Annotated in this window: 19 protein-coding genes and 2 tRNA genes; 14 read left to right on the top strand and 7 right to left on the bottom strand. The window is 43.4% G+C overall.

Features of this window, described 5'->3' with window-relative positions; translation table 11 throughout:
* Window positions 1-391: 391 nt before the first annotated feature.
* Both IM676_RS19355 and IM676_RS19350 read right to left on the bottom strand, forming a co-directional pair.
* Window positions 392-463 (bottom strand) — tRNA-Thr (locus tag IM676_RS19355).
* An 81-nt stretch (window positions 464-544) separates the two neighbouring features.
* Window positions 545-630, bottom strand: a tRNA-Tyr gene (locus IM676_RS19350).
* Window positions 631-906: 276 nt separating this feature from the next.
* Between IM676_RS19350 and grpE the strand changes: the two genes are divergently transcribed.
* The 8 genes from grpE to IM676_RS19315 all read left to right on the top strand — a co-directional run bounded on the left by grpE (window position 907) and on the right by IM676_RS19315 (window position 7,482).
* Window positions 907-1,614 (top strand): nucleotide exchange factor GrpE, encoded by a 708-nt coding sequence (gene grpE, locus IM676_RS19345; RefSeq protein ID WP_200990292.1) that lies wholly within the window; start codon window positions 907-909, stop codon window positions 1,612-1,614.
* 353 nt (window positions 1,615-1,967) lie between these two features.
* Entirely contained in the window at window positions 1,968-2,090 is a 123-nt protein-coding gene (locus IM676_RS20095; RefSeq protein ID WP_263973153.1) for a hypothetical protein, read from the top strand.
* A gap of 245 nt (window positions 2,091-2,335) precedes the next feature.
* On the top strand, window positions 2,336-3,466 hold the full coding sequence (gene dnaJ / locus IM676_RS19340; RefSeq protein ID WP_200988373.1) for a molecular chaperone DnaJ: 1,131 nt from the start codon (window positions 2,336-2,338) through the stop codon (window positions 3,464-3,466).
* Complete coding sequence (locus IM676_RS19335; RefSeq protein WP_200988372.1) at window positions 3,466-3,726, top strand: sulfurtransferase TusA family protein; 261 nt, start codon at window positions 3,466-3,468, stop codon at window positions 3,724-3,726. The genes dnaJ and IM676_RS19335 overlap by 1 nt, the downstream gene beginning before the upstream one ends.
* A complete protein-coding gene (gene rsgA / locus IM676_RS19330; protein ID WP_200988371.1) occupies window positions 3,723-4,808 on the top strand; it encodes a small ribosomal subunit biogenesis GTPase RsgA in 1,086 nt (361 codons plus the stop codon). The genes IM676_RS19335 and rsgA overlap by 4 nt, the downstream gene beginning before the upstream one ends.
* 190 nt (window positions 4,809-4,998) lie before the next feature.
* On the top strand, window positions 4,999-6,588 hold the full coding sequence (locus tag IM676_RS19325) for a glycoside hydrolase family 57 protein (protein ID WP_200988370.1): 1,590 nt from the start codon (window positions 4,999-5,001) through the stop codon (window positions 6,586-6,588).
* Between the two features lie 175 nt (window positions 6,589-6,763).
* Window positions 6,764-7,150, top strand: a complete 387-nt coding sequence (locus IM676_RS19320; protein WP_200988369.1) for a hypothetical protein — start codon at window positions 6,764-6,766, stop codon at window positions 7,148-7,150.
* Window positions 7,150-7,482 carry a hypothetical protein gene (locus IM676_RS19315; protein WP_200988368.1) on the top strand — a complete coding sequence of 111 codons (333 nt, stop codon included), beginning with the start codon at window positions 7,150-7,152 and terminating at the stop codon, window positions 7,480-7,482. The genes IM676_RS19320 and IM676_RS19315 overlap by 1 nt, the downstream gene beginning before the upstream one ends.
* 62 nt (window positions 7,483-7,544) lie before the next feature.
* Here IM676_RS19315 and IM676_RS19310 read toward each other — a convergent pair whose 3' ends face one another.
* Window positions 7,545-8,366 carry a segregation/condensation protein A gene (locus IM676_RS19310; protein ID WP_200988367.1) on the bottom strand — a complete coding sequence of 274 codons (822 nt, stop codon included), beginning with the start codon at window positions 8,364-8,366 and terminating at the stop codon, window positions 7,545-7,547.
* Window positions 8,367-8,437: 71 nt separating this feature from the next.
* Window positions 8,438-10,594, bottom strand: coding sequence for a polyribonucleotide nucleotidyltransferase (locus tag IM676_RS19305; protein ID WP_200988366.1), 2,157 nt, complete (start codon window positions 10,592-10,594; stop codon window positions 8,438-8,440).
* Between the two features lie 828 nt (window positions 10,595-11,422).
* On the opposite strand from IM676_RS19305, the gene IM676_RS19300 reads away from it, so the two are divergent.
* The 4 genes from IM676_RS19300 (at window position 11,423) to IM676_RS19285 (ending at window position 17,617) form a co-directional block, all read left to right on the top strand.
* The gene (locus IM676_RS19300) at window positions 11,423-14,647 is read left to right on the top strand and encodes a DEAD/DEAH box helicase (RefSeq protein ID WP_200988365.1); all 3,225 of its coding nucleotides are present in this window, start codon (window positions 11,423-11,425) and stop codon (window positions 14,645-14,647) included.
* A 109-nt stretch (window positions 14,648-14,756) separates the two neighbouring features.
* Entirely contained in the window at window positions 14,757-15,593 is an 837-nt protein-coding gene (locus tag IM676_RS19295) for an SWIM zinc finger family protein (protein WP_200988364.1), read from the top strand.
* 187 nt (window positions 15,594-15,780) lie between these two features.
* Window positions 15,781-16,680, top strand: coding sequence for an acetylglutamate kinase (gene argB / locus IM676_RS19290; protein WP_200988363.1), 900 nt, complete (start codon window positions 15,781-15,783; stop codon window positions 16,678-16,680).
* Between the two features lie 418 nt (window positions 16,681-17,098).
* Window positions 17,099-17,617 carry a tetratricopeptide repeat protein gene (locus tag IM676_RS19285; RefSeq protein WP_200988362.1) on the top strand — a complete coding sequence of 173 codons (519 nt, stop codon included), beginning with the start codon at window positions 17,099-17,101 and terminating at the stop codon, window positions 17,615-17,617.
* Window positions 17,618-17,692: 75 nt separating this feature from the next.
* Here IM676_RS19285 and IM676_RS19280 read toward each other — a convergent pair whose 3' ends face one another.
* Complete coding sequence (locus IM676_RS19280) at window positions 17,693-18,466, bottom strand: DUF1822 family protein (RefSeq protein WP_200988361.1); 774 nt, start codon at window positions 18,464-18,466, stop codon at window positions 17,693-17,695.
* A gap of 57 nt (window positions 18,467-18,523) precedes the next feature.
* Window positions 18,524-19,219 (bottom strand): hypothetical protein, encoded by a 696-nt coding sequence (locus IM676_RS19275; protein WP_200988360.1) that lies wholly within the window; start codon window positions 19,217-19,219, stop codon window positions 18,524-18,526.
* Between the two features lie 392 nt (window positions 19,220-19,611).
* Here IM676_RS19275 and IM676_RS20090 point away from each other — a divergent pair, with 392 nt between their 5' ends.
* Both IM676_RS20090 and IM676_RS19270 read left to right on the top strand, forming a co-directional pair.
* Window positions 19,612-19,740: a hypothetical protein gene (locus IM676_RS20090; protein WP_263973152.1), complete on the top strand. Its 129-nt coding sequence runs from the start codon at window positions 19,612-19,614 to the stop codon at window positions 19,738-19,740.
* Between the two features lie 25 nt (window positions 19,741-19,765).
* Window positions 19,766-20,587: a Uma2 family endonuclease gene (locus IM676_RS19270; protein WP_200988359.1), complete on the top strand. Its 822-nt coding sequence runs from the start codon at window positions 19,766-19,768 to the stop codon at window positions 20,585-20,587.
* Window positions 20,588-20,652: 65 nt separating this feature from the next.
* Here IM676_RS19270 and IM676_RS19265 read toward each other — a convergent pair whose 3' ends face one another.
* Entirely contained in the window at window positions 20,653-23,739 is a 3,087-nt protein-coding gene (locus IM676_RS19265) for a CHAT domain-containing protein (RefSeq protein WP_200988358.1), read from the bottom strand.
* Window positions 23,740-23,795: the final 56 nt, after the last annotated feature.

Raw genomic sequence — 23,795 nt, 5'->3', positions numbered from 1 at the left:
GCTAATCAAATTATTTTCTGTGCTGTATTTGTCAAATATATTATTGAAAATTTATGGATACTATAGATTAGGAAATTCAAGCCCATCAAACATTAGTAGTATTTAAAACATTTATTGAATGGGTCAAGAATTGTTTAACACTCACATTTCCTGAATGTATGATAAATCGGTTCCTTTATCTAGGGAAGTGTCTAGGGAAGAGCAAAGACTTTACTATCAATATTTGATTTATGTCATACAGCAACAGACAAATCAGCATCAGAGAATTAACCCGGCTCATCCTACCCAGGTCAACTTCCAGCGAAGATCGATAGTTTCAAAATCTTTACCTTTAAGGGCTAAAAGTAGCTATATACTGGCTTATGATCAAAAATATTCTTCTGAACACTAAAGCCCGTGACGAGGATTGAACTCGTGACCTCACCCTTACCAAGGGTGTGCTCTACCACTGAGCCACACGGGCAAAAAACTGCTTTTAAAGTTGAAAGCTATAAAGCAGTGAAATTACCAGTCACTAAACAATTATAGCTCACAACTCAACAAGTGGTGGGCCGGGCTGGATTTGAACCAGCGTAGGCGCTAGCCAACGGATTTACAGTCCGTCTCCATTAACCACTCGGACACCGACCCATTTGTCTCACGATTACTAACATTAGCACCGGCTGTGAGAAATTGCAAGGGGTTTGGAAAAAAAAATTGACTCAATTTTGAGTGGGCGCTGAAAATTCTGGTATTGGTGCAAGTGCTCCTAGCCGTGGGGGAGTGTCAAGCTAACTTGTTCACTATTTGTCAAAATGAAAAGACTGTAACATCACTGCGGTGGAAAATGCCGGCAAACAAAAAATTAGCCTCAGTTGTCAGCTGTGGTGATGGAATGCCATAAAAATAATCTGGGAAGAGTAGACAATCATGAACGAAAATAAACAGGTAAACAATAAAAGCCAGCAATTGGGTGAAACAATAGAGGTATCAATGAAGAGCGAAACCAACTCTCATGAATCTGGCACGGAGGTTACCGAGCAAGTGACAACACCAGAAAACCTATCAGAGGATACAACCATTTCAGCAGAAAATGATGTTCCTGCCACCGAGACAAGTGAATCAACTGCCGCAGTGGCAGAATTGAATCAACAAATTGAATCCCTGAAAGTGCAACTAGAAGAACGCAGTACTCAGTATATGAGGATTGCCGCTGATTTTGAAAATTATCGCAAACGCACCAGCAAAGAAAAAGAAGAGCTAGATTTGCAAGTCAAGCGGAATACAATTTTGGAATTGCTCCCCATAGTTGATAATTTTGAGCGGGCGCGAGCGCACCTCAAGCCACAAACTGACGGCGAGATGACAATTCACAAAAGTTATCAAGGGGTTTATAAACAATTAGTAGATTCCCTCAAGCGCCTGGGTGTATCACCAATGCGTCCTGAAGGTCAGCAATTCGATCCCAATATCCATGAAGCAGTTATGCGCGAACAAACCGATGAACATCCAGAAGGGACAATTTTAGAAGAGTTAGTACGTGGATACTACTTAGGCGATCGCGTGCTGCGCCATTCCATGGTCAAGGTAGCCGCCCCCAAGGAAGAGACATCACCTGTAGAAGCTGAAAGTTAAACTGTAGTTAGTGGTGTCAGATTTTAAATTGGCGTAAAATCCGTCATCCCCAAGCCGCATTTCTTTGTGGATACAGTCAATCTAAAATACTCATTGTTCTGGCCGAGCCATTGCTCACGAGGCCACAATCAAATACCTACACTTGCCACAAGGGCGAGTGTAGGATTCTGGTAAATAAAGATGTCTTTGATATTCTTTTCTTTGAGATTGGGCTAATTGCTCAAAAAGATCCCACAAAAATAGTCATCAGCCCCAGGTGATAGGCAAATTGCCATAGGCCAACAAGCCCTAGAATAGAATACCAGGGAATATCAGTGGGGGGTTTTCCGTACCTAATTGTGCGGCTAGCTCCTATGGTTGATCAGCAAAGGTTTACCCTGGGAAGTAGCACAATTGTACAAGAGACAGTTTATTGTCCTACCTTGGCGGCTTGTGTGGCTTGCTTTCAACTTGCTACTGATTTTCGTGAAAGCTAAAAGGTAAAATCGATATATTAATAAAAGTTAACTTTTTATTTCTGGTTAATTACCGGCAAGCCGCCCTGAAAAGAACACTGTGTTACCCCAAGAAGTCCCCTGAAGCAACAGTAAATTTGATTGGACTGGCTGGCATACTTTTATTAGTAGCCCCTGCTCAAGGATATGACTTACCCTCAGGTAGCAAGTCTCTGTGGCGTTGATTGCCTTGTTGCTTTCTTCCTCCTAACTTTTACCTTTGCTATATGGCCCGCGACTATTATGAAATTCTGGGTGTCTCCCGTGACGCCGACAAAGAAGACATCAAACAAGCTTACCGCCGTTTAGCCCGCAAGTATCACCCAGATGTGAACAAAGAAGCGGGAGCGGAAGATCGGTTTAAGGAAATTAACCGCGCTTATGAAGTGCTTTCTGAGCCAGAGATGCGAGAACGGTATAACCGTTTTGGTGAAGCTGGTGTTTCCAGTGCCGCAGGAGGCGCAGGCTTCCAAGACATGGGCGATATGGGCGGCTTTGCCGATATCTTTGAAAGTATTTTTAGTGGCTTCGCCGGTGGCGGTATGGGCGGTCAAACGCAACGGCGGCGCAGCGGACCAGTACGGGGAGACGACTTAAGGCTAGACCTGAAGTTAGACTTTCGCGAAGCTGTATTTGGCGGCGAAAAAGAAATTCGCATTTCCCATCTGGAGGTCTGTGGTGTCTGTAATGGATCGGGTGCTAAACCCGGTACTCGCCCTCGTACCTGTTCCACTTGTGGGGGTTCCGGTCAAGTCCGTCGTGTGACTAGAACACCTTTTGGTAGCTTTACTCAGGTCTCAACTTGTCCTACCTGTAACGGAACGGGAACAGTGATTGAAGATAAATGTGAGGCTTGTGATGGGAAAGGGACAAATCAAATACCTAAGAAACTAAAAATTACTATCCCCGCAGGGGTTGACAATGGTACCCGTTTACGCATCTCTCAGGAAGGAGATGCCGGTCAACGTGGCGGACCGCCGGGGGATTTGTATGTCTACTTATTTGTCAATGAGGATGAACAATTCCGTCGGGATGGCATTAATATTCTCTCAGAAATAAAAATTAGCTACCTGCAAGCTATTTTAGGCTGCCGTTTGGAAGTAGAAACCGTAGATGGTCCGGTGGAAATGATTATCCCCGCCGGTACCCAGGCCAATACGGTCATGAAGCTGGAAAACCGGGGTGTACCTCGTTTGGGAAATCCTGTCAGTCGGGGAGACCATCTACTGACAATATTAATTGACATTCCTACCAAGGTGACCTCAGAAGAACGGGAATTGCTCGAAAAGCTCGCTAAAATTAAGGGAGATAAGACTGTTAAAGGTGGTCAAGGCTTCTTGGGGAATCTGTTTAAGTGATGAAATCTTCTCACCTTTCAAGTCCCGATGCTCAACTCGACCTGCGCGGTACTCCTTGTCCGATTAATTTTGTGCGCACAAAATTATTTCTAGAAAAAATGCCGCCGGGAGGTTTGCTCGAAGTATGGCTAGATTCTGGAGAACCTATTGAGCAAGTCCCTGATAGCTTGACCATGGCAGGTTATCAGGTTGAGCAAATTACAGATTGCATGGGCTATTTTTCTTTGTTGGTACGCCGCCCCGCTACTGCTGGCCCATGACAACAGTCACAACTATGTCAACTAATGGGCAGTTACTCGGTACGGTGCTAGCCGTGCAAGCCAATTTTTATCGCGTGCGGCTGGATGTAGAAGAAGTAGGGGTTCGGATGACCGGTTCCCCACCGGTCTTGCTTTGTACCCGCAGAACCCGCTTGAAAAAAATCGGACAGCAGGTAATGGTGGGCGATCGCGTCATCGTTTCTCAGCCAGATTGGTCTGGTGGGAGGGGAGCAGTGTCAGATGTTCTCCCCCGTGAGAGTCAATTAGACCGTCCAGCGATCGCCAATGTTGACCAAATCCTGCTAGCATTTGCGCTCACAGATCCACCTTTGGACCCTTATCAATTAAGTCGGTTTCTGATCAAAGCCGAATCCACTGATGTGAATGTACTTTTATGCCTGAATAAAAGTGATTTAGTCTCCCCACAGGTACAAAAGGAAATTAGCGATCGACTGGAGGGCTGGGGCTATAAACCCATATTTATCAGCGTCAAAAATGGCATTAACATTGACGAATTAACTAATTATCTCAATCATAAAATTACTGTCATTGCTGGACCTTCTGGTGTGGGAAAATCTAGCCTCATTAATACCCTCATACCCGCCCTTAACCTGCGAGTGGCAGAAGTTTCTGGTAAACTAGCACGAGGTCGTCATACAACCCGCCATACAGAATTATTTGAATTGCCAGCGGGTGGTTTACTCGCAGATACCCCCGGCTTTAATCAACCTGATTTAGATTCTACTCCAGAAGAACTAGTATATTACTTCCCAGAAGCCAAACAAAGGTTAGCAGCCGCTAGTTGTCGATTTAGTGACTGTTTGCATCGAGACGAGCCTGATTGTGTGGTGCGGGGTGACTGGGAAAGGTACGAACATTACTTGGATTTCTTAGCACAGGCGATCGCCCGTCAAACTCAGATCCAACAACAAGCCGATCCTGAATCAACAGTGAAAATCAAAACCAAAGGTAAAGGTAAGCAGCAATACGAACCAAAATTAGAGAGTAAAAAATATCGTCGCGTCTCTCGGAAAACACAACTACAAGCACTAGAACAAATATATCAAGACGCCCAAGAGTAACACACCGATCGCACTACACCCCCATAGTTAGAAACTAGGAGCACTGTGCGCGTTTTTTGGTAGTGAGTAAATATTTTTAAAGGTAAAGGGAAACAGAAAACTCAACTCACGATCCCCATAAAGTCCTAAAATATTGTTAATTTACCTCACCCCCTCCTCCTTCAATTCACAGTAATACCCTTAAATAACTATGGCTATCGGCTACGTCGCGCTCGTACTTCACGCCCATCTACCCTTCGTTCGTCACCCAGAAAGTGACTATGTATTAGAAGAAGAATGGCTTTATGAAGCCATCACGGAAACATACATTCCTTTATTAAAAGTATTTGAGGGCTTAAAGCGAGACGGTATCGACTTTAAAATCACCATGAGTATGACACCACCTCTAGTGTCCATGCTCCGTGACCCCCTACTGCAAGAACGCTATGACGCCCACTTAGCCAAATTAGAAGAACTGACAGAACTAGAAACTGAGCATAATATCAATAATGGGCATCTTCGTTACCTAGCTGAACACTACGCCACTGAGTTTAACGAAGCGCGTCAGGTATGGGAAAAGTACAAGGGTGACTTGGTAACAGCATTTAAGCAATTCCAAGATACTAATAACTTAGAAATTATTACTTGTGGTGCTACCCACGGCTATCTACCACTGATGAAAATGTACCCCCAAGCGGTGTGGGCGCAAATTCAAGTAGCTTGTGAACACTACGAGCAAACCTTTGGCCAACCCCCCAGAGGAATTTGGTTACCAGAATGTGCTTACTATGAAGGTGTGGAGCGAATGCTGGCGGATGCTGGTTTACGCTATTTCCTCACTGATGGACATGGGATTTTATACGCCCGTCCCCGCCCCCGCTTTGGTACTTATGCACCAATTTTTACAGAAACTGGGGTAGCGGCTTTTGGTCGAGACCATGAATCTTCTCAGCAAGTATGGTCATCTGAGGTGGGCTATCCCGGTGCTGCAGAATACCGGGAATTTTACAAGGATTTGGGCTGGGAAGCTGAATATGATTACATTAAGCCCTATATTATGCCCAATGGTCAACGTAAAAATACTGGTATTAAGTATCATAAAATTACCGGGCGCGGTTTGGGACTTTCCGACAAAGCTCTCTATGATCCTTACTGGGCTAGGGAGAAAGCAGCAGAACACGCTGCTAACTTTATGTATAACCGAGAACGTCAGGCTGAACATTTAAACGGGATTATGGGGCGGCGGCCAATTATTGTTTCGCCTTATGATGCAGAGTTATTTGGCCACTGGTGGTACGAAGGACCTTGGTTTATTGATTACCTGTTCCGCAAGTCATGGTATGATCAAGGAACTTATCAAATGACTCATCTAGCTGACTATTTACGCGCAGAACCCACTCAGCAGGTTTGTCGCCCCTCCCAGTCGAGTTGGGGTTATAAGGGTTTCCATGAATATTGGTTAAATGAAACAAATGCTTGGATTTATCCACATTTACACAAAGCAACCGAACGCATGATCGAAATATCTCGTTTGGAAGCAGAAGACCAATTACAGGAAAAGGCTCTCAACCAAGCCGCTCGGGAACTTTTACTAGCACAGTCTTCCGACTGGGCCTTTATTATGCGCACGGGAACTATGGTACCTTATGCTGTGCGCCGGACGCGATCGCATCTGATGCGGTTTAATAAGCTCTATGAAGATGTAAAAATTGCTAAGGTTGATAGTGGTTGGTTGGAAAAAGTGGAATTAATGGATAATATTTTCCCTCAAATCAACTATCGGGTTTACCGTCCTTTGTAGTATAGCTGTTCAAACCTCTTTCCCTGGCTTCTCACCAGAGGTTGGGGATGAGTGTTTTGAGTGCTTTGTGTTTCATAGGGTTTTTGGTTCTGTATGCTTAGTGAGCAATTGCAATTCTTGATTATTGAGCTTACCTTTGAAGTCAGTTGGTGATTTAATCCTAGGAGCTATTACTATGGATGTACTGATTGAATCTACACGGGATTTTGAGCAGGATTTAGAGCAATTTAGTAATACAGAAAAATTTAAGATTATTAAAAAATTGAATCAGTATGTTGAGTTGCTCTCAACAGACAACAATCTGTTTTACCAACATAGCGCTCAGTTAAGAAATATCAGACTCAATGAAAATTATGATTCTTCTATATATTCTCTGAAGATTAATGAAAATATGAGAATTATTCTCACTATTGATGATGATCCTATTTTTGAGAGAACTTTAATAACTTTATTTAGAGTAGTCAAGGCTGAAGATGCACCAGCAGCATATAATTCAGTTGCAGAAACTCTTTATCAAGACTTCACCGTTAACAATCAAGATATTCAGGTTAGTTTCTGCTAATGGTACAAATCAAGCCACTTCTGGATGAGTATGGTGTTATCCATGAAGCAATTAGGATTTTACCACAAGATTTGAAACTTGATTTCCTGGAAGCTTTAGCCGAATTAGAGGATAATGAGTGTCATAGAACCAGAAGCTTTCCTAAAACTAGACTCCATAAAGTGACAGGTATCAAACAAGCTATATACAGAGCAGACATAGATAAAATATCAGGATGGCGCATCCATATTCAATATATTGAAGGCAAAATACATTTAAAAGATATCATCGAAGGTCAACAACATGACGATGTAATTAAAGTTATTAAATCCAAGAAAGATAGATACGAATAACCGCTGTTATGTACAAAAGATAAATCTTATCATATAAATATTACTGATCATAATCTGCGTCATCAAGGGTGAGTAAAGTCTTCCTGAGGTGAATCTGTCAGTAATCGAATTTGAATATCCTGGTAAAACTCATCTTGTGATAACTCGACTTTAGATTGAGACGAGAGCAGTAGTAGAGCCCAAAAGACGCTAACTGTAGCCCCATTTTCTGAGTCATGGGTAGAACTATCTTGTTTAGCTTGCTTTGTTTGAGTCCACAAATCGACCAGTTGTTCTAAATTCAAACAATTTGATGTCAACAATAGCTTTCTGGTAGAACAATGCAACACTTGCTCTAGTTCTCCAGCTACCTCTGTCAAATTTTCCTGGTGAGCTAACTCCAGCGCCTGGCGCATTTTTTGGGACTTGGGATGACGCCGGTGTTGGGTAACAGGCTGACTAGATTTCTCCACCAGTTTCAGTTGGTTAGCCATAAATTGCAATTGCTTGACTAACTCTACCACAGTCACACGACGCTTTGACGGTGGCATTGCTGAGGGACGGCGCCGCAAATACCGCTCTAATTGCAGACGATGACCATGATTTAATAACTCACCTTCACTGCATAAAATTACATCATCTGCTATCTCATCCTCTACCTCTTCCACTGAAGATAATTGCATCAAAGTATTGGCTTTGAATAACACTAACATCGATGCTGACAAAAAAGCTTGTCCTGATTGTGACAAGTCCGACTCATAGCCTTGAGGTGTGTCCTCCGGTGCCATTAGTTCTAGGTAACGGTCAATCACCTCTATTACTTCAACATCCCAAGGATCTATCTCACCTTGTTCAGCCTGGGAAATCAGGTGTGTGATTGTTTCTAATAACTCGGAAGCATCCATAAAATTTGCGAAAAACCCTGTAGACTAGGCATCGCGGATTTTAGATAAAAATCTAAAATCCCCAATTGATATTACCGATTCACAGCCGCCGCTTCACGTGCCGCAGTCGCTTGATCTGGGTGGATACCTAAACGTGTCAGATTAATCCGTCCTTTATTATCAATTTCTCGCACTTTGACAATTACTTCATCTCCAACGGCTACCTCATCTTCAACTTTGCCAACCCGATAGTCAGCTAGTTGAGAAATGTGAATCATGCCTTCTTTTCCGGGCAGAAATTCTACAAATGCACCAATAGGGATAATCCGAGTCACACGCCCTACATAAACATCACCTTCATTTAACTTACGGGTCATACCTTGAATGATGTTACGGGCTTTCTTAGCGCGGCCTTCATCCACAGCAGAAATGGTGACAGTTCCATCATCTTCGATGTCAATTTTCGCACCAGTATCTTCAGTGATAGCCTTAATTGTTTTTCCTCCAGGCCCAATCACCAGACCAATCATGTCTGAATCAATCTTGATAGTCAATAGACGCGGGGCATAAGGTGAGGTGTCAGGACGTGCTTGTTGGATAGTCTGGAGCATTTTATCCAGAATATGTAACCGGGCTGATTTAGCTTGGTGGATGGCTTGGGCAATAATCTCCAATGACAAACCAGGGATTTTCATGTCCATTTGCAAGGCAGTAATACCGGTATCTGTACCGGCTACCTTAAAGTCCATATCGCCCAAAAAGTCCTCAATCCCCTGAATATCAGTGAGAACTCGCACCTCGTCATCTTCTTTAATCAAACCCATTGCAGCACCGCTCACGGGTTTGATAATTGGTACACCAGCAGCCATCAATGATAGAGTAGAACCGCACACTGAACCCATAGAAGTCGAACCGTTAGAAGAAAGCACTTCTGATACGACACGAATCACGTAGGGGAATTCTTCTTTTGGCGGTAGCACAGGTATCAGCGCTCGCTCTGCTAAAGCACCATGACCAATTTCGCGCCTTCCTGGAAAACGCATAGGTTTAGTTTCTCCCACTGAGAACGGCGGGAAGTTATAATGATGCAGGTAGCGTTTAGATTGGTCTGATTGCAAGTCATCGTTGAGGTTTTGAGCATCTCCAGGAGTACCAAGGGTACAAGTAGATAGCACTTGGGTTAATCCGCGGTTAAATAAACCACTACCGTGGACTCGTTTGGGTAAGATATCAACTTGACAAGAAACAGGACGGACTTCATCCAGTTTGCGACCGTCAACCCGGACTTTATCTTCAATGATTTGACGACGCATCAAGTGCTTGGTCACGTCTTTAAAGTGATTACCTATTCCCTTACCGTTTGCGGTTGCAGCAACTCGAATTTCGTCTTCTTCGGGTAATTCCGCGATCGCAATAGTAATTTTTTCCTTGAGAGCTTCCAAGGCTTCATCCCGTTGAGCTTTGGTGTATTCAAACTGAGATAGGATTTTCTTAATCTCATCGCTGGCGCGATCGCGGATAAAATTGCTCAGAGTCAGGTCTACCTCTGGTGGTTCCCCTTGCACAACTCGCAAACCCATTTCCGCCAATAAATCTTCCTGGGCTTGGATTAAATCTCTGACTGCTTCGTACCCAAAATCAATTGCTTCGATAATATCTTGCTCTGGCAATTGATTGGCTCCCGCTTCCACCATGATCACACCGTGGGGGGAACCAGCCACTATCAGATCCAAGTCTCCGCTTTGAATTTCTGCATAGGTGGGGTTAATAATAAAATCATCTCCCACTAAGCCTACCCGTACTGCTGCCATAGGCCCATTAAAGGGAATTTGTGCGATGAGGGTAGCAATGGAAGCCCCAGTTACTGCTAGGACATCTGGTGGTACCAACTCATCCATAGACAGGGTAAAGGCAATAATTTGCAGGTCATCTCGCAACCATGAAGGAAACAAAGGTCTCATGGGGCGGTCTATCAACCGACTAGTCAGAATTGTTTTCTCTGGTGGACGACCCTCCCTGCGCATGATTCCTCCAGGAATCCTACCTGCAGCATACAGTCTTTCTTCGTAATCTACTGTCAGGGGCAGAAAATCAATTCCTTCTCTAGCCTTTGCTCGCGTAGCGGTCACTAAAACAGATGTGTCCCCCGATTCTATCAGAACTGACCCACCAGCCTGGGGAGCTAGTAAGCCTACTTTTAGTCTAATATCCCTACCATCGAAGGATATTGACTTATCAACTTCTGCCATTCAGTTTTTTTTCCTTCTCTTTCTCTATTCTCTCTCTGTGGCAATCCTAACATTTATGCTCTCAGACTGACTTCTAGTACACACAAAGATAAATAAGCCCTGGATTGCCAAACACCATATAATCTCATAACCCCCTCTGCTACCCCCAGAGCCTAATTTCATTGCCAGCCTAATATTTCCCATAATATCAAGTCCCAAGGACTGCCAAAATTTCAATCAACCACCCCCCATCAAGCCGAGTACCGCCACCGTGGGGGCTAGTTTCTGGTGAACTCCACCGCCAGATATATAGGTGAGGACAAAAAAAGACAATCAAACCTATTCCCTGTTACCTGTTATCTCAATACTGACCAGGTCAGCCTGGTTGTACAATAAAACGAGTATTGCAAAGATGTCCACACATACCGGGTAAGTTTGGCTGCATATTAAATGCCCCAGCACATCCTTCTGCTGGTGTGTGGTATCTTGAGCAGATGTTCTCATCACGCAGGCATCCTTACTCAGGCAGTATGTAGCAAATCCTGTCTAGGAGAGTGGTTCATTTTGGGAATAACTTTGACCCGAATTCAGTAATGACTACCGCCTATTGTTCAGGTTGCATTTTTTAACACTTGGGAAAGAGGTAAATGCATTAACCAATGAATTGATCATGTCCCATGTATATTTTGAGAATTCGCCATATTGATTTTTTAATCATTACATCTGCCACTACTCTTAATCCTTGCCCAAAAACTAAATCTCATCCTGTTAAAATATGAGAAATAGCGCCAGATTTAGAAGTTTTTTTATTGACAAAGAGCATAATTATATATTGATTAGGTTATTATAATGACAATTTTACACGGCAATTGGTTAGTAAACCATAAAAATAATTGTTTATTTATTTGGGGAGAAACTTGGCGTTCATCACGAATAAACATCGAGTCTAGTACATCCACATATCCTCCACTACATCCATTAGCTATCAACCCATTAGAGTTGAGTGAATGGTTGGTTTCTCAGAGCATCACAATTTGCGATTTAGTCCAGCAAAACCAAGTTGCAGTGACAGCCAGTCGGCGAACTCGTAAAAGTACAACTGCTACTCAACTGAGCCTACCAACCCACTCTCAAATAATTGCCTTACCAACTCATATCCCAGAAAACGATCAGCAAGCAATAGGATTTATTTGCCCTTTACATTCTGGTACCTCGCCATCTGCAATTAACTTACCCCAATATCTCCAACCCTGGCGAGTCGAGGGTTTTTGTCTTCACCCCACTGCAGCCATAAAATTTCTGGCTAGTGTGCCCTTAAATGCTGCTACTGAGGGGGATACTTTATTTGCTAGCGACTTACGTTTCTGGTCACAAGTTGCGCGTTGGAGTTTGGATTTAATTTCCCGGTGTAAGTTTTTGCCCACTATTCAAAGGCAGTCTGATGGTTCTATTGTTGCTAAATGGCAAGTCCTCTTAGACAGTGCTATAGACGGAACACGCTTAGAAAAATTTGCCGCCAAGATGCCATTGGCTTGTCGTACTTATCAAACAAATCCTGAGTTAGAAGAAAAATACTTAGCCCTAGACTTCCCCACTCAACCACAGGAATTATTGCTGGGATTTCTCAACAGTACAGTAGATGCCCAAGTGCGAGAGATGTTAACAGCTCAACCTCTATTAGAAACAAGAGTAATGGCATCTTTACCATCAGCGGTGCGACAGTGGTTGCAAGCTTTAACTAGTACCTCTTACACCGTCAATGCAGATGCTCTGGAAGTAGAAAGACTCGAAGCAGGGCTGAAAGCTTGGACTATGCCATTACAATACCAGTTGTCAGGAACAGCCTTATTTCGCTGCTGTTTCCAACTGCTTCCCCCTACATCTGGCGATACAGATTGGATATTGGCATATTTTCTACAAGCAGCAGATGATCCTGATTTCTTAGTAGATGCAGCAATCATTTGGAATCACCCCGTGGAACAATTAGTTCATCAAAACCGCACCATTGATCAACCCCAAGAAACATTATTACGCGGGTTGGGGTTAGCTTCGCGATTGTATCCAGTTATTGCACCTAGTTTAGAAACAGAATATCCCCAATTTTGTCACCTTAACCCATTACAAGCATACGAGTTTATTAAGTCGGTGGCTTGGCGGTTTGAAGATAGTGGTTTAGGGGTAATTTTGCCTCCTAGTTTGGCAAACGGTGGAGGGTGGGCGAATCGTTTAGGGTTAAAAATCACTGCTCAAACCCCAAATAATCAGCAGGGACGCTTAGGTTTACAAAGTCTACTCAATTTCCAATGGCAATTGGCAATTGGTGGGCAGACAATTTCTAAAACAGAGTTTAATAAACTTGTAGCCTTAAATAGCCCACTGGTAGAAATTAATGGCGAATGGGTAGAGTTGCGACCTCAGGATATCAAAACCGCACAGGCATTTTTTGCTGCTCGTAAAGACCAAATGTCACTTTCCTTGGAAGATGCTTTACGTCTGGGTTCTGGAGATACCCAGTCTATTGAAAAGTTACCTGTGGTCAGCTTTGAAGCATCAGGAACATTGCAAGAATTAATTGGAGCCTTAACCAATAACCAGGTCATTGCACCTGTACCAACACCTACTAATTTTCAAGGACAGTTACGACCTTATCAACAAAGGGGTGCAGCTTGGCTAGCGTTCTTAGAACGTTGGGGGTTGGGTGCCTGTCTCGCAGATGATATGGGACTGGGGAAAACCATTCAGTTAATTGCTTTTTTACTGCACCTCCAGGAAAAAGACGCACTAGCAAATCCCACCCTGTTGGTGTGTCCAACTTCTATTTTAGGTAACTGGGAGCGAGAAATTAAAAAATTTGCTCCTCACCTCAAAGTTTTACAGCACCACGGTGATAAACGTCTCAAGGGTAAAGCGTTTGTAGAAGCAGTTAAAAAACACAATGTCATTATTACTAGTTACTCACTTATTCACCGGGATACGAAAATTTTACAAGGTGTTGATTGGCAGGTAGTTGTATTAGATGAAGCTCAAAATGTCAAAAATCCAGAAGCTAAACAATCCCAGGCTGTCAGGGAATTAAAAACTACATTTCGCATAGCCCTAACCGGTACACCAGTAGAAAATAAACTCCAAGAACTGTGGTCAATTTTAGATTTTCTCAATCCTGGGTATTTGGGAAATCGCCAATTTTTCCAGAGACGGTTTGCTATACCAATTGAAAAGTATGGTGATACGGCATCTTTAAATCAGTTGCGGGCTTTAGTGCAACCGTTTATTTTGCGTCGTCTAAAAACAGATCGTGATATTATTCAAGATTTGCCAGAAAAGCAAGAAATGACGGTTTTTTGTGGTCTGACCCCACAACAAGCAGCACTTTATCAAGAAGTAGTAGAAGCATCTTTGACAGAGATTGAATCTGCATCAGGTTTGCAACGGCGAGGAATGATTTTAGGCTTACTCATTAAACTTAAACAAATCTGTAATCATCCAGCCCAATATTTAAAATTAGGGACCTTGCAGCAACATACTTCTGCCAAACTACTACGACTAGAAGAAATGTTAAGCGTGGCTTTGGAAGAGGGAGATAGGTCTTTAATTTTCACCCAATTTGCTGAATGGGGTAAATTATTGCAAGCTGATTTACAGCAAAAACTTGGTAAAGAGATATTATTTTTATATGGTCGTACTAGTAAACAACAACGGGAAGAAATGATTGACCGTTTTCAACACGACCCCCAAGGACCTCCGATTATGATTCTTTCCTTAAAAGCCGGTGGAGTAGGATTAAATTTAACCAGGGCTAATCATGTATTTCACTTTGACAGGTGGTGGAATCCTGCGGTTGAAAATCAAGCTACTGATAGAGTATTTCGCATTGGTCAAACTCGTAATGTGCAAGTACATAAATTTGTATGTACTGGCACATTGGAAGAAAAAATACACGAGATGATTGAAAGTAAAAAACAATTAGCTGAACAAGTAGTTGGTGGGGGTGAAGAGTGGCTTACGGAAATGGATACAGACCAATTACGTAACCTATTAATACTCGATCGCAGCGCCATAATTGAAGAAGATTAGGAGGGAGAAGCTCAGTTTTTGGAACAGGGGAAACCTCACCCTAACCCTATGTTCAACATAAATCAACGGGGAAATAAAGTAAAATACAAGTTAATTTTACAGCAAAATTATGAATTATGAAACTTTGCAGGCCAGCCGTGAATGGTGGTCACAAAAGTGGCTAGAGTTACTGGATTCTTATCGCTTTAAAAAGCGTTTGGAACGGGCTAGAAATTATTCTCGCCAGGGAAATGTTCTCAATATCGAGTTTAAAGGTGCAAAGGTACTAGCTAGAGTCCAAGGTAGTGAAACTGAACCTTATAAGGTTTCTCTTTCTCTCGATCATTTTACTGAGGAAGAATGGGGTTATGTGATTGAAACTATGTCTCAAAAGGCAATTTTTGCAGCTAAGTTATTAGCAGGGGAAATGCCTCAAAATATCGAGGAACTGTTTACAGCCAATGGTTTGTCTTTGTTTCCCTTTACGCTCTCTGATGTTCACAGTAAATGCTCTTGTCCTGATAAAGCAAACCCTTGTAAGCATATTGGTGCCGTATACTATCAGTTAGGAGATCGCTTTAGTGAAGACCCATTTGTATTATTTCAACTACGGGGGCGCGCTAAAGAGGAAATTATCACTGATTTACGTCAATTACGCCGTGCTAAGGTGGAAGTTATAGCACCTGAAACACCAAAGGTTCAACCACCAAAGACACAGCCCCAATATTCTGTTAACCTTAGTTCATTCTGGCAATACAATGAGCCCCTAGATTCTTCATTGGTAGTCATTACCCCATCGAGTAGCGAGACGGTATTAGATGTATTAGGAGCGATTCCTTTAGGGAAAACAGAAGAAAGTGTAGTCAGTCCGACCTCGGGTGATGTAGTGACCAGATATTTAGGTACTGTTTATCAACAGGTAAGTCAGCAAGCAATGTTAGCAGCGATGAATATAGGAGGGGGTTGATGCAGGCGATATTCAGTTTTTGAGAAGGCCTGACAAAACCTCACCCCAAAACTCTCGCAATATTCCTCTTGATTCACCCTCCTCAATTCTTTTTCATGCCAAGATGGATCGGCAATTCTGAAATATTGTTGTAGGTTACAAATTCTTTTAAACTGACTAGATAAGTTTAAAATCTCAATAGCCCCTTGTGATGGACAACGATTCGGAATACATCAGGCAAACAGAAGCTACCCGTGTACGTGTACTCAGCGAAGCACTACCTTACATTCAACAATTTGTAGGTCGCACTGTTGTTGTGAAATATGGCGGTGCTGCGATGAAAGATAGTAACCTCAAGGACAAGGTCATGCGGGATATTGTATTTTTATCCTGCGTTGGCTTGCGTCCAATTTTGGTACATGGCGGTGGTCCTGAAATTAATAGTTGGTTAAATAAACTGGGCATCGAAGCACAATTTAAAAATGGTTTGCGTGTCACAGATGCTCCCACTATGGATGTGGTAGAAATGGTTTTAGTGGGTCGAGTCAATAAGGAAATTGTTTCCCTGATTAGCCGCGCTGGGGGATTGGCGGTAGGACTATGTGGTAAAGATGGTAACCTAATTACAGCCCGACCCCAGGAGCAAGAAGGTATCGGTTTTGTGGGGGAAGTGAGTAGTGTAAATATCAAAGTTTTGGAAACTCTCTCTAGTAATGGCTATATTCCGGTAGTGTCTAGCGTCGCCACGGATGAGAATGGACAAGCTTATAATATTAATGCTGATACGGTAGCTGGGGAAATTGCAGCCGCCCTGGGTGCAGAAAAGTTAATTTTATTGACCGACACACCCGGTATTCTTAAAGATTATAAAGACCCGTCTACCTTGATTCCTAAAGTGGATATCCGCGAAGCGCGGGAGCTAATTGCTAATGGTATAGTTAGTGGTGGTATGATTCCCAAAGTAAATTGTTGTGTGCGATCGCTAGCTCAAGGTGTAAGTGCAGCACACATTATTGATGGTCGCATTCCCCACGCCCTACTCCTAGAGGTTTTTACCGATGGTGGTATTGGTACCATGATTCTCGGTTCCCAGTTTGCCTCAAAATAATTAACTGCGATCGCCTTGTGGATATTCTGGGTTATCGTCAAGTATTAATCCTCATGTGCGATCGCTATTGAGATTTTATCAACTGGGATATCTGGGACTATATCATATGCCTTCTGCCCTTTTTCAGTTCGTCGAACTCACGTTAAAGTAGCACGTCATAGTAGTGATTACCGCAGATCCAGATAAAGTCCCTCCAACCCCTAAAATACTAGCACCAGTCCAAACCATAAAACAGCCGCAGTACTAGTCAGTGTTCCCGTCAGTCCAGCAATACCTTAGTTTCTTAAGTCTTCTCCATCCATTTGAGAAACTAATACAATTGACACCTGAATTTTGTTTAAGCAAATAGTCGCACCTACTTGGTTAAAATTAAAAAAACAACAGGTTCCTGATGCAGTGCTAATTGGTGTATAAAAAAGTGAGTACCGAAAATTTAGAAATTGCCAGAAGTCTTTACCAGACAGGAAAACTTAACATTGAAAATGGGCAATATCGAGAAGCTGTAGAAAATTTGCAACAAGCCAGCGCCCTATTATCTCGCAATTCTCGCCTGGGGGGTGAAGTAGAAATTTGGCTGGTCACAGCTTATGAAGCAGCTGGGCGTAATCAAGAAGCCATCGACCTTTGTCAACAACTCCAACGTCACCCCTTCCCAGAAACTAGCAAACAGGCAAAGCGGTTACTTTATATTTTAAAAGCTCCAAAACTCCAGCGCCCCAGTGAGTGGATGACGGAAATACCCGATTTAGGTAAATTATCGGATAATGATCAGAAAATTCGTGCTAGTGGTAATCCTGTTAAATCTACCCGTCAAGTAGCTGTTGAACCAGAAATAATTGACCTGAGCCAGGTAAATACAAAAGATAATCGTTTTATTTGGGTGGTACTAATTGTTATTGTGTTCACACTCTCATACTTGGCCTGGTTGAGTGTTTAGAATTTTTGCTCTCAGGTTTGACACTCCTCATACCTACAGGCGGGGAGTTCTGTGTGTCACTGAGGTTCCTTGCTTTTACAGGTCTTTTCCCAAAGACTGGAACAGCCGCTTGAGGACATCTCGCAGTTTTCCCCTGTCGCTATTTTCGCTATCTTCGCGGATTAAAACCAATTCTTGCTTCTCAGCAGGTACAGACTGCGCCATCAGGGCTTCTATTTCCTGGGCGGCGGTTTCAATTTGTAGGGGTTCTAAGGTTTCTAATAGCAACGCTCTTTCTAGTTGGGCAACAATGGCCTGGTGTTGCTCATTAAAAAACAATTCTCCCAGATATTCTCGTAACTCAGCCGATAGGGATTCATCAGTTAGGTTTTCTGCCTTTTGTAATAAATCTACGAGCTGATGTGCTGGTAGTAAATCATCACGACTAATGCTAAGTTCTGGGTATTTTGTTTCCAGCGCGGGGGTAAAACCGACTACGTTACCCCATGTATGTTCAGGATTAATTTCTACAGCTATGTAAGCTATGTATTCTCCCGTAACTGCTTGTTCAGGAATTTCTAATGTGTCAGCATCAGTAGCTATAGGGATACATTCAACCATTCCTAAAGACCTTTCTTCTGCAAAAATCTCTAAATCTGCTAACTCTGTCAGAACTTGTAAGACGGTATTCCAGGCACTACTAGATTGGTAATCTGAATCATAATCAAAGCGTTTGAGATACCTCTGGACTAACCAAACCGCCAAAGCTCGGCTTTCAGTGGCTGGATTAATTGTCTTGAGCTTTGCTGCTCCTTGACGAATATTTTCTGGAATGGGTATGAGTTGACCAAATAATTCAGTGTTCATCATTTTTTCACCTAGTTTGAAGTTGATACAATTTGTTAATTTTTGTCGATGCCTATGGCTTTAAAATTCTTCCATTTCCTTGATGCGATCGGCCATTTTCTTGCATAATGGTTCTAGTGTACGACGCCAGGCAGTACGAAAAGTACCTTCTGCAATGTTAAAATATTTAGCCACAATTGCATAAGTCCATTTTTCTCCACAAGCAGTCCGATCATAAATCACTAACAAAGCCTCCTGAGCCGTAATTGGTGGTGGTGGAGTTTTGCGAACAAAAGCACCCCGTAACTCTCCCGTGGGGTCATTTTCAATTTCTTGGCGGATGAGTTCTAACCGGGGAATATATGAGACCGGCTGCTGTATATCCTCAATCCCGTAGGCAGTATCAGGATCGGCGGTGGTGACTGAGGTATCAATAAGTCTCCGATTCTCTAGGTTGTTTTTATACTCTCCCTTACAACGTATATTCCAAAGAGTGATGGGACTACCACCCCCATCAGGATCATAGGCTTCTCTTCCCCGCACATGGCCATAGATTTTCCGCTCAATGTAATCCCAAGCTATACTCGCAGCTTCAATGTATAATAAATCATCATTATATTGAGGCGGATACCCTTTCCAAAAAGGGTTCTTTGGTGAGGCCCAAGCTGTCAGCATTTTTTTCATACCTTGTTGTTGCAAGTATTTTTGTTCTTGAGGAGATTTTGCCTGTAATGCTTGTCTAAAAATCTCCTTTAACTCCTCATGGATATCTGACACTGGGAACTCGTGAAGTAAATATAAATATACTTAGTTATTTTATTCCAGGAGTGTGTAGGGTGCGATTTGGTAATACAAATTTTTACCTGTTTCTAGCTCAGTTTCTCTGACCAGGTGCGCAGATTATCTCTAACTTCAGTGTATGATTCAACTAGATATATGTAAAAAGGTGCAGTTTCCTTCCCAAAGTCATTGGGAAATTTTTGGATCAGGCTTGGATAATTGCCATTTCGGTCTTTGCTTCCTCGGAACTCTTTACTTATAATCTCTCTGACATAATCAGGATCATGGCCGTAAAATTTAACTATCCCAGCTGTAATGTTGCAGTATTTGTATGATTCGGGAATACGAGATGATGGATGCCAAAGACCTCTTATTGAGAAATCACGAGTTTGAGGCGGAATAACTTTTTTACACCAAACAGCGATCGCACCACCATACATAGGCGATCGCCCCTAGGTCAACCGTCAACCATCACCCATCAACAGTCAACAGTCAACAGTCAACCAATAAAACTATAATGATGATAAATATTAGGTAGTGTTTATGGTGACAACAACTCGCACTCCAGGAATGGTGATCACCTGGGAACCGTTACCGCCTGATTTTGACCTAAAAGAGGATGAACCGGTGGATAATACAGGGCAGCCACTATTAGCAGGAGCATTAAGGGAAAGTTTAGAAATCACCGGTTGGATTCAGCCACAAATGTTAATTGCTACCAATTTTGGCTTATGTGCCACCGTAGAGGGTCAGTTTATTGCTAAAGCGCCCGATTGGTTATATGTACCCGCAGTTAAAGAGATATTACCAGATAGAAAAAGTTACACACCCCATTTAGAGGGAGATATCCCCGCCATAGTCATGGAATTTCTCTCAGATAAAGAAGGGGGAGAATATTCAATCAAGCCTACCTACCCACCGGGAAAATGGTTTTTTTATCAGCAGATATTACAAGTACCAGTATACGTGATTTTTGAACCAGAGGGAGGATTAATAGAATATTATCAGTTAGAAAATGGCCAGTATGAATTAAAACAGCCAGATGAAAATGGGCGTCACTGGGTAGAGAGTATGAGGCTGTTTTTGGGAACTTGGAGGGGAGAAAAGGGAGGACGCAGCGGCTATTGGTTGAGATGGTGGGATCAGGAGGGGAATGTATTACCCTGGGCGGTGGAGAAGATTGAGCAGGAACGCCAACGCGCTGAAGCGCAAAGCCAACGCGCTGAGTTGGAAGCCCAAAAAGCTCAACAAGAACGCCAACGCGCTGAAACAGAACGCCAACGCGCCGAAGCCGAAAGACAAGCCAAGGAAAAACTCAGAGCCTATTTACAATCCCAGGGCATTGACCCCGATAATTTACCCTAGATTGCTCAATAGGACATTTTAGCATCTGGTCTGGGGGCGATCGCCCTTCCGTCAACAGTCAACCGTCAACCCAAACCATAACAACCCATAGCCCCCCAATGGAATGGATGCTCAAAGGGTAAACCTTCGCCTTGCGAATAACTTTTGATACTTTCTGCTGCATCACCATATTTTGTTAAAAGTTGTCTTTCTTGCTGAGTATTCAAGCCTTCTTGTTCCTTGCTGGTGATTTCATGACCCATACGCTCTCTTTCCTCTTTGATATGACTCTCTAACTGCTTGCGATAGTATTTTTTAAACTCAGCCGGAGTCATCTGGCGCATTTGCCTTTGAGCTGCTTGCAGGGCGCGGGGACGGTTTAAGCCTTGCTGTCGCTGTTGATGATACAGAATAGATAACAGTGCCGCCGAACAGTCATTAACCGACCATTGACTGGCAATTACACCCGATGCGCCAGCACAGAGAAAACCAGTACTTACTGCTACTGGTTCATCAGTAATACTCTCCGGTTGAAATAACCCTGTTTCGCAACAGGAGAGAAATACTTCCTGCAGTTGGGGAAAACGCCACCCCGGAGAAAACAGTTGACTCACAGTGATTTTACCGTCGCTGAGTTTTAAACCTGATTCTAGGGGATTGTCAACCTGACTTTGGGCATGGTGACTACTGACTATGTGGCTGGCTTGTTGTAATAATTGACGGTAGGCGGTGCGGGTAGCTTGTTGGCGGATCAGTCTTTGTTCCTCTGCTACTCCAAACATTTCTGCTACTTTTATGCCCTCAAATCCACTGAAAGGTAAATCACCAGTAGCGTTTTCCGCAGTGCCATAGTTGTAACTATTCGGCTTTTTAGCAGATAAGCGTTGAGGATTGTAACAAAATCCCAAAACTTGCAAACTGGGAGCATAACGAATCAGGAATTTATCCCCCAGATAGCCTTCAGTAATGGGCAAGGCAGCAAAGGGGATTTGATGTAGGTAGAGATGGGGAACTATCAGCAGTTCCTCTGTACCCTGTAGGTGTTCTGTAATCAGGCGTTCAATTTCTAGCCTTTGGGCAACTTCTGCCAGGGTGTGGGGCATTTTTGCCGTCCAGTCTTTCCTATCGGTGATATAGGGTGTAGCCCAGGTTTCTTTTAACCACCCTTGTAACTTTTCGTAACCTTGCCCTTGGCAGGTGAAGCAGTGGGGCTGGGTTTCCCCGGCGTGCAGGATGAGGATGTGGGTGTCTTTTGCTGTGGTATAGAAACTCAGAAGAGTGGTTTTAGCCGTCAGCAGGGGGTGAAAATCCTGTAGTTGTGGTGGTTGGAGTTGCCGCAGTTTAGTCACTACTTCATCTACGTTGTTGATTTCGTCTAGGATGTATTTTTTTTGTGTTTGTAGTTCAGCAATTTTTGTAGTGACGTTCATGGCGGCGCGCAGTTGCAGGGTTTTCAACCCATCGGTATCCTGTTTGTCTTCTGACTGGAGGTTAGCGATGTGATTGTCTAAGTCATCCAGTTGTTGTAACCATTGCTGGATTTGGGGGGGAATATCACCCCCTTGATAAAGGTCGGCGGTAGCCATGAGGTCTACGAGGCGCTTGGCTCGCACCCGTTCCACAATTTCTAGGGCGGTGGCGATGTCATTAAGGTTGATGGCGGCTTGAATGGCGTTTTCATAGATACCAATAGCATCAGCCACAATTTTGTCACGTTCAGCATGGTTGGTGCGTAGGGTGCGGCTATAGTCAATGGCTGTCATGGCGATTTGATAGCCTTCTAGAGCTATGTGCCAATCCCCTTGGTTGAAGCCTAAATTACCTAGATGGCGGGCTGTGCGCAGGGCATCTACAGGTAAAATGGTGGGGTTCAGGTAGGTGAGGGCTTCTCGATAGGCAGCAATGGCAAGTTGCAGATTATTTCCCGGGTCGATGCCTAACTGGGCTTGGTTAAGGTATCCATTGCCTTGGTTCATGAGAGTCAGGGAAAGGTCTCTTTCTAAACCTAAGCGACGCCTAATCTTACCGGACTCACCATAGGCACCAATGGCAAGTTGCAGATTATTTGCCGGGTCGATGCCTAACTGGGCTTGGGTAAGGTACGCAATGCCTAGGTTATTGAGAGTCAGGGAAAGGTCTCTTTCTAAACCTAAGCGACGCCTAATCTTACCGGACTCACCATAGGCAGCAATGGCAAGTTGCAGATTATTTCCCGGGTCGATGCCTAACTGGGCTTGGTTAAGGTATCCATTGCCTTGGTTCATGAGAGTCAGGGAAAGGTCTCTTTCTAAACCTAAGCGACGCCTAATCTTACCGGACTCACCATAGGCAGCAATGGCAAGTTGCAGATTATTTCCCGGGTCGATGCCTAACTGGGCTTGGTTAAGGTACGCAATGCCTAGGTTAGTGAGAGTCTGGGAAAGGAGGCTTTCTAATCCTAAGCGACGGCTAATCTGTTCCGACTTCTGAAGAGCAGCAATGGCAAGTTGCAGATTATTTCCTGGGTCGATGCCTAACTCGGCTTGGTTACGGTAGGCAACACCTTGGTTATTGAGAGTCTGGGAAAGGAGGCTTTCTAAGCCTAAGCGACCCATAATCTCACCAGACTCACCATAGGCAGCAATGGCAAGTTGCAGATTATTTCCTGGGTCGATGCCTAACTGGGCTTGAATAAGGTACGCATTGCCTAGGTTAGTCAGATTTCCGGAAAGGTCTGTTTCTAAACCTAAGCGACGCATAATCTCACCGGACTCACCATAGGCAGCTATGGCAAGTTGCAGATTATTTGCCGGGTCGATGCCTAACTGGGCTTGGTTACCGTACGCATTGCCTAGGTTAGTGAGAGTTCTACCTCGACCTTCAGGATTATTTCGGCGCAGTGACAGCACCACCTTATAGCCATGAATAGCAATTTCTAGCACTTCTGCATACTTGCCATGAGGGAAGCCTTTAATACTTATGCAAGTGTCTTCAACTATGCTGGCAATATCTTCAACCCTTTTTGGATGCTCTCGCACAACTACTCTTACCCACTGGGTGATACTTGGACATAATGCTGGGGTAATTAAACACAGATTTTGCTGCATTAGTTGATGAAATGCCGCCTCACCATGTTGAAGCCTTGTATTTAACAGTTCTACCCAGAAGTTATCTTCTTGTGTTTGCTTATCCATCACTATCCTCTCTCATCAAAATCTTGACATCCTAACCTCACCAGTGGGATGCAATA

Source organism: Anabaenopsis elenkinii CCIBt3563, from assembly GCF_015245355.1.
Classification (GTDB): domain Bacteria; phylum Cyanobacteriota; class Cyanobacteriia; order Cyanobacteriales; family Nostocaceae; genus Anabaenopsis; species Anabaenopsis elenkinii.
The sequence above is the reverse complement of the archived record's forward strand: the minus strand, read 5'-3'. Positions and strand labels throughout refer to the sequence as shown.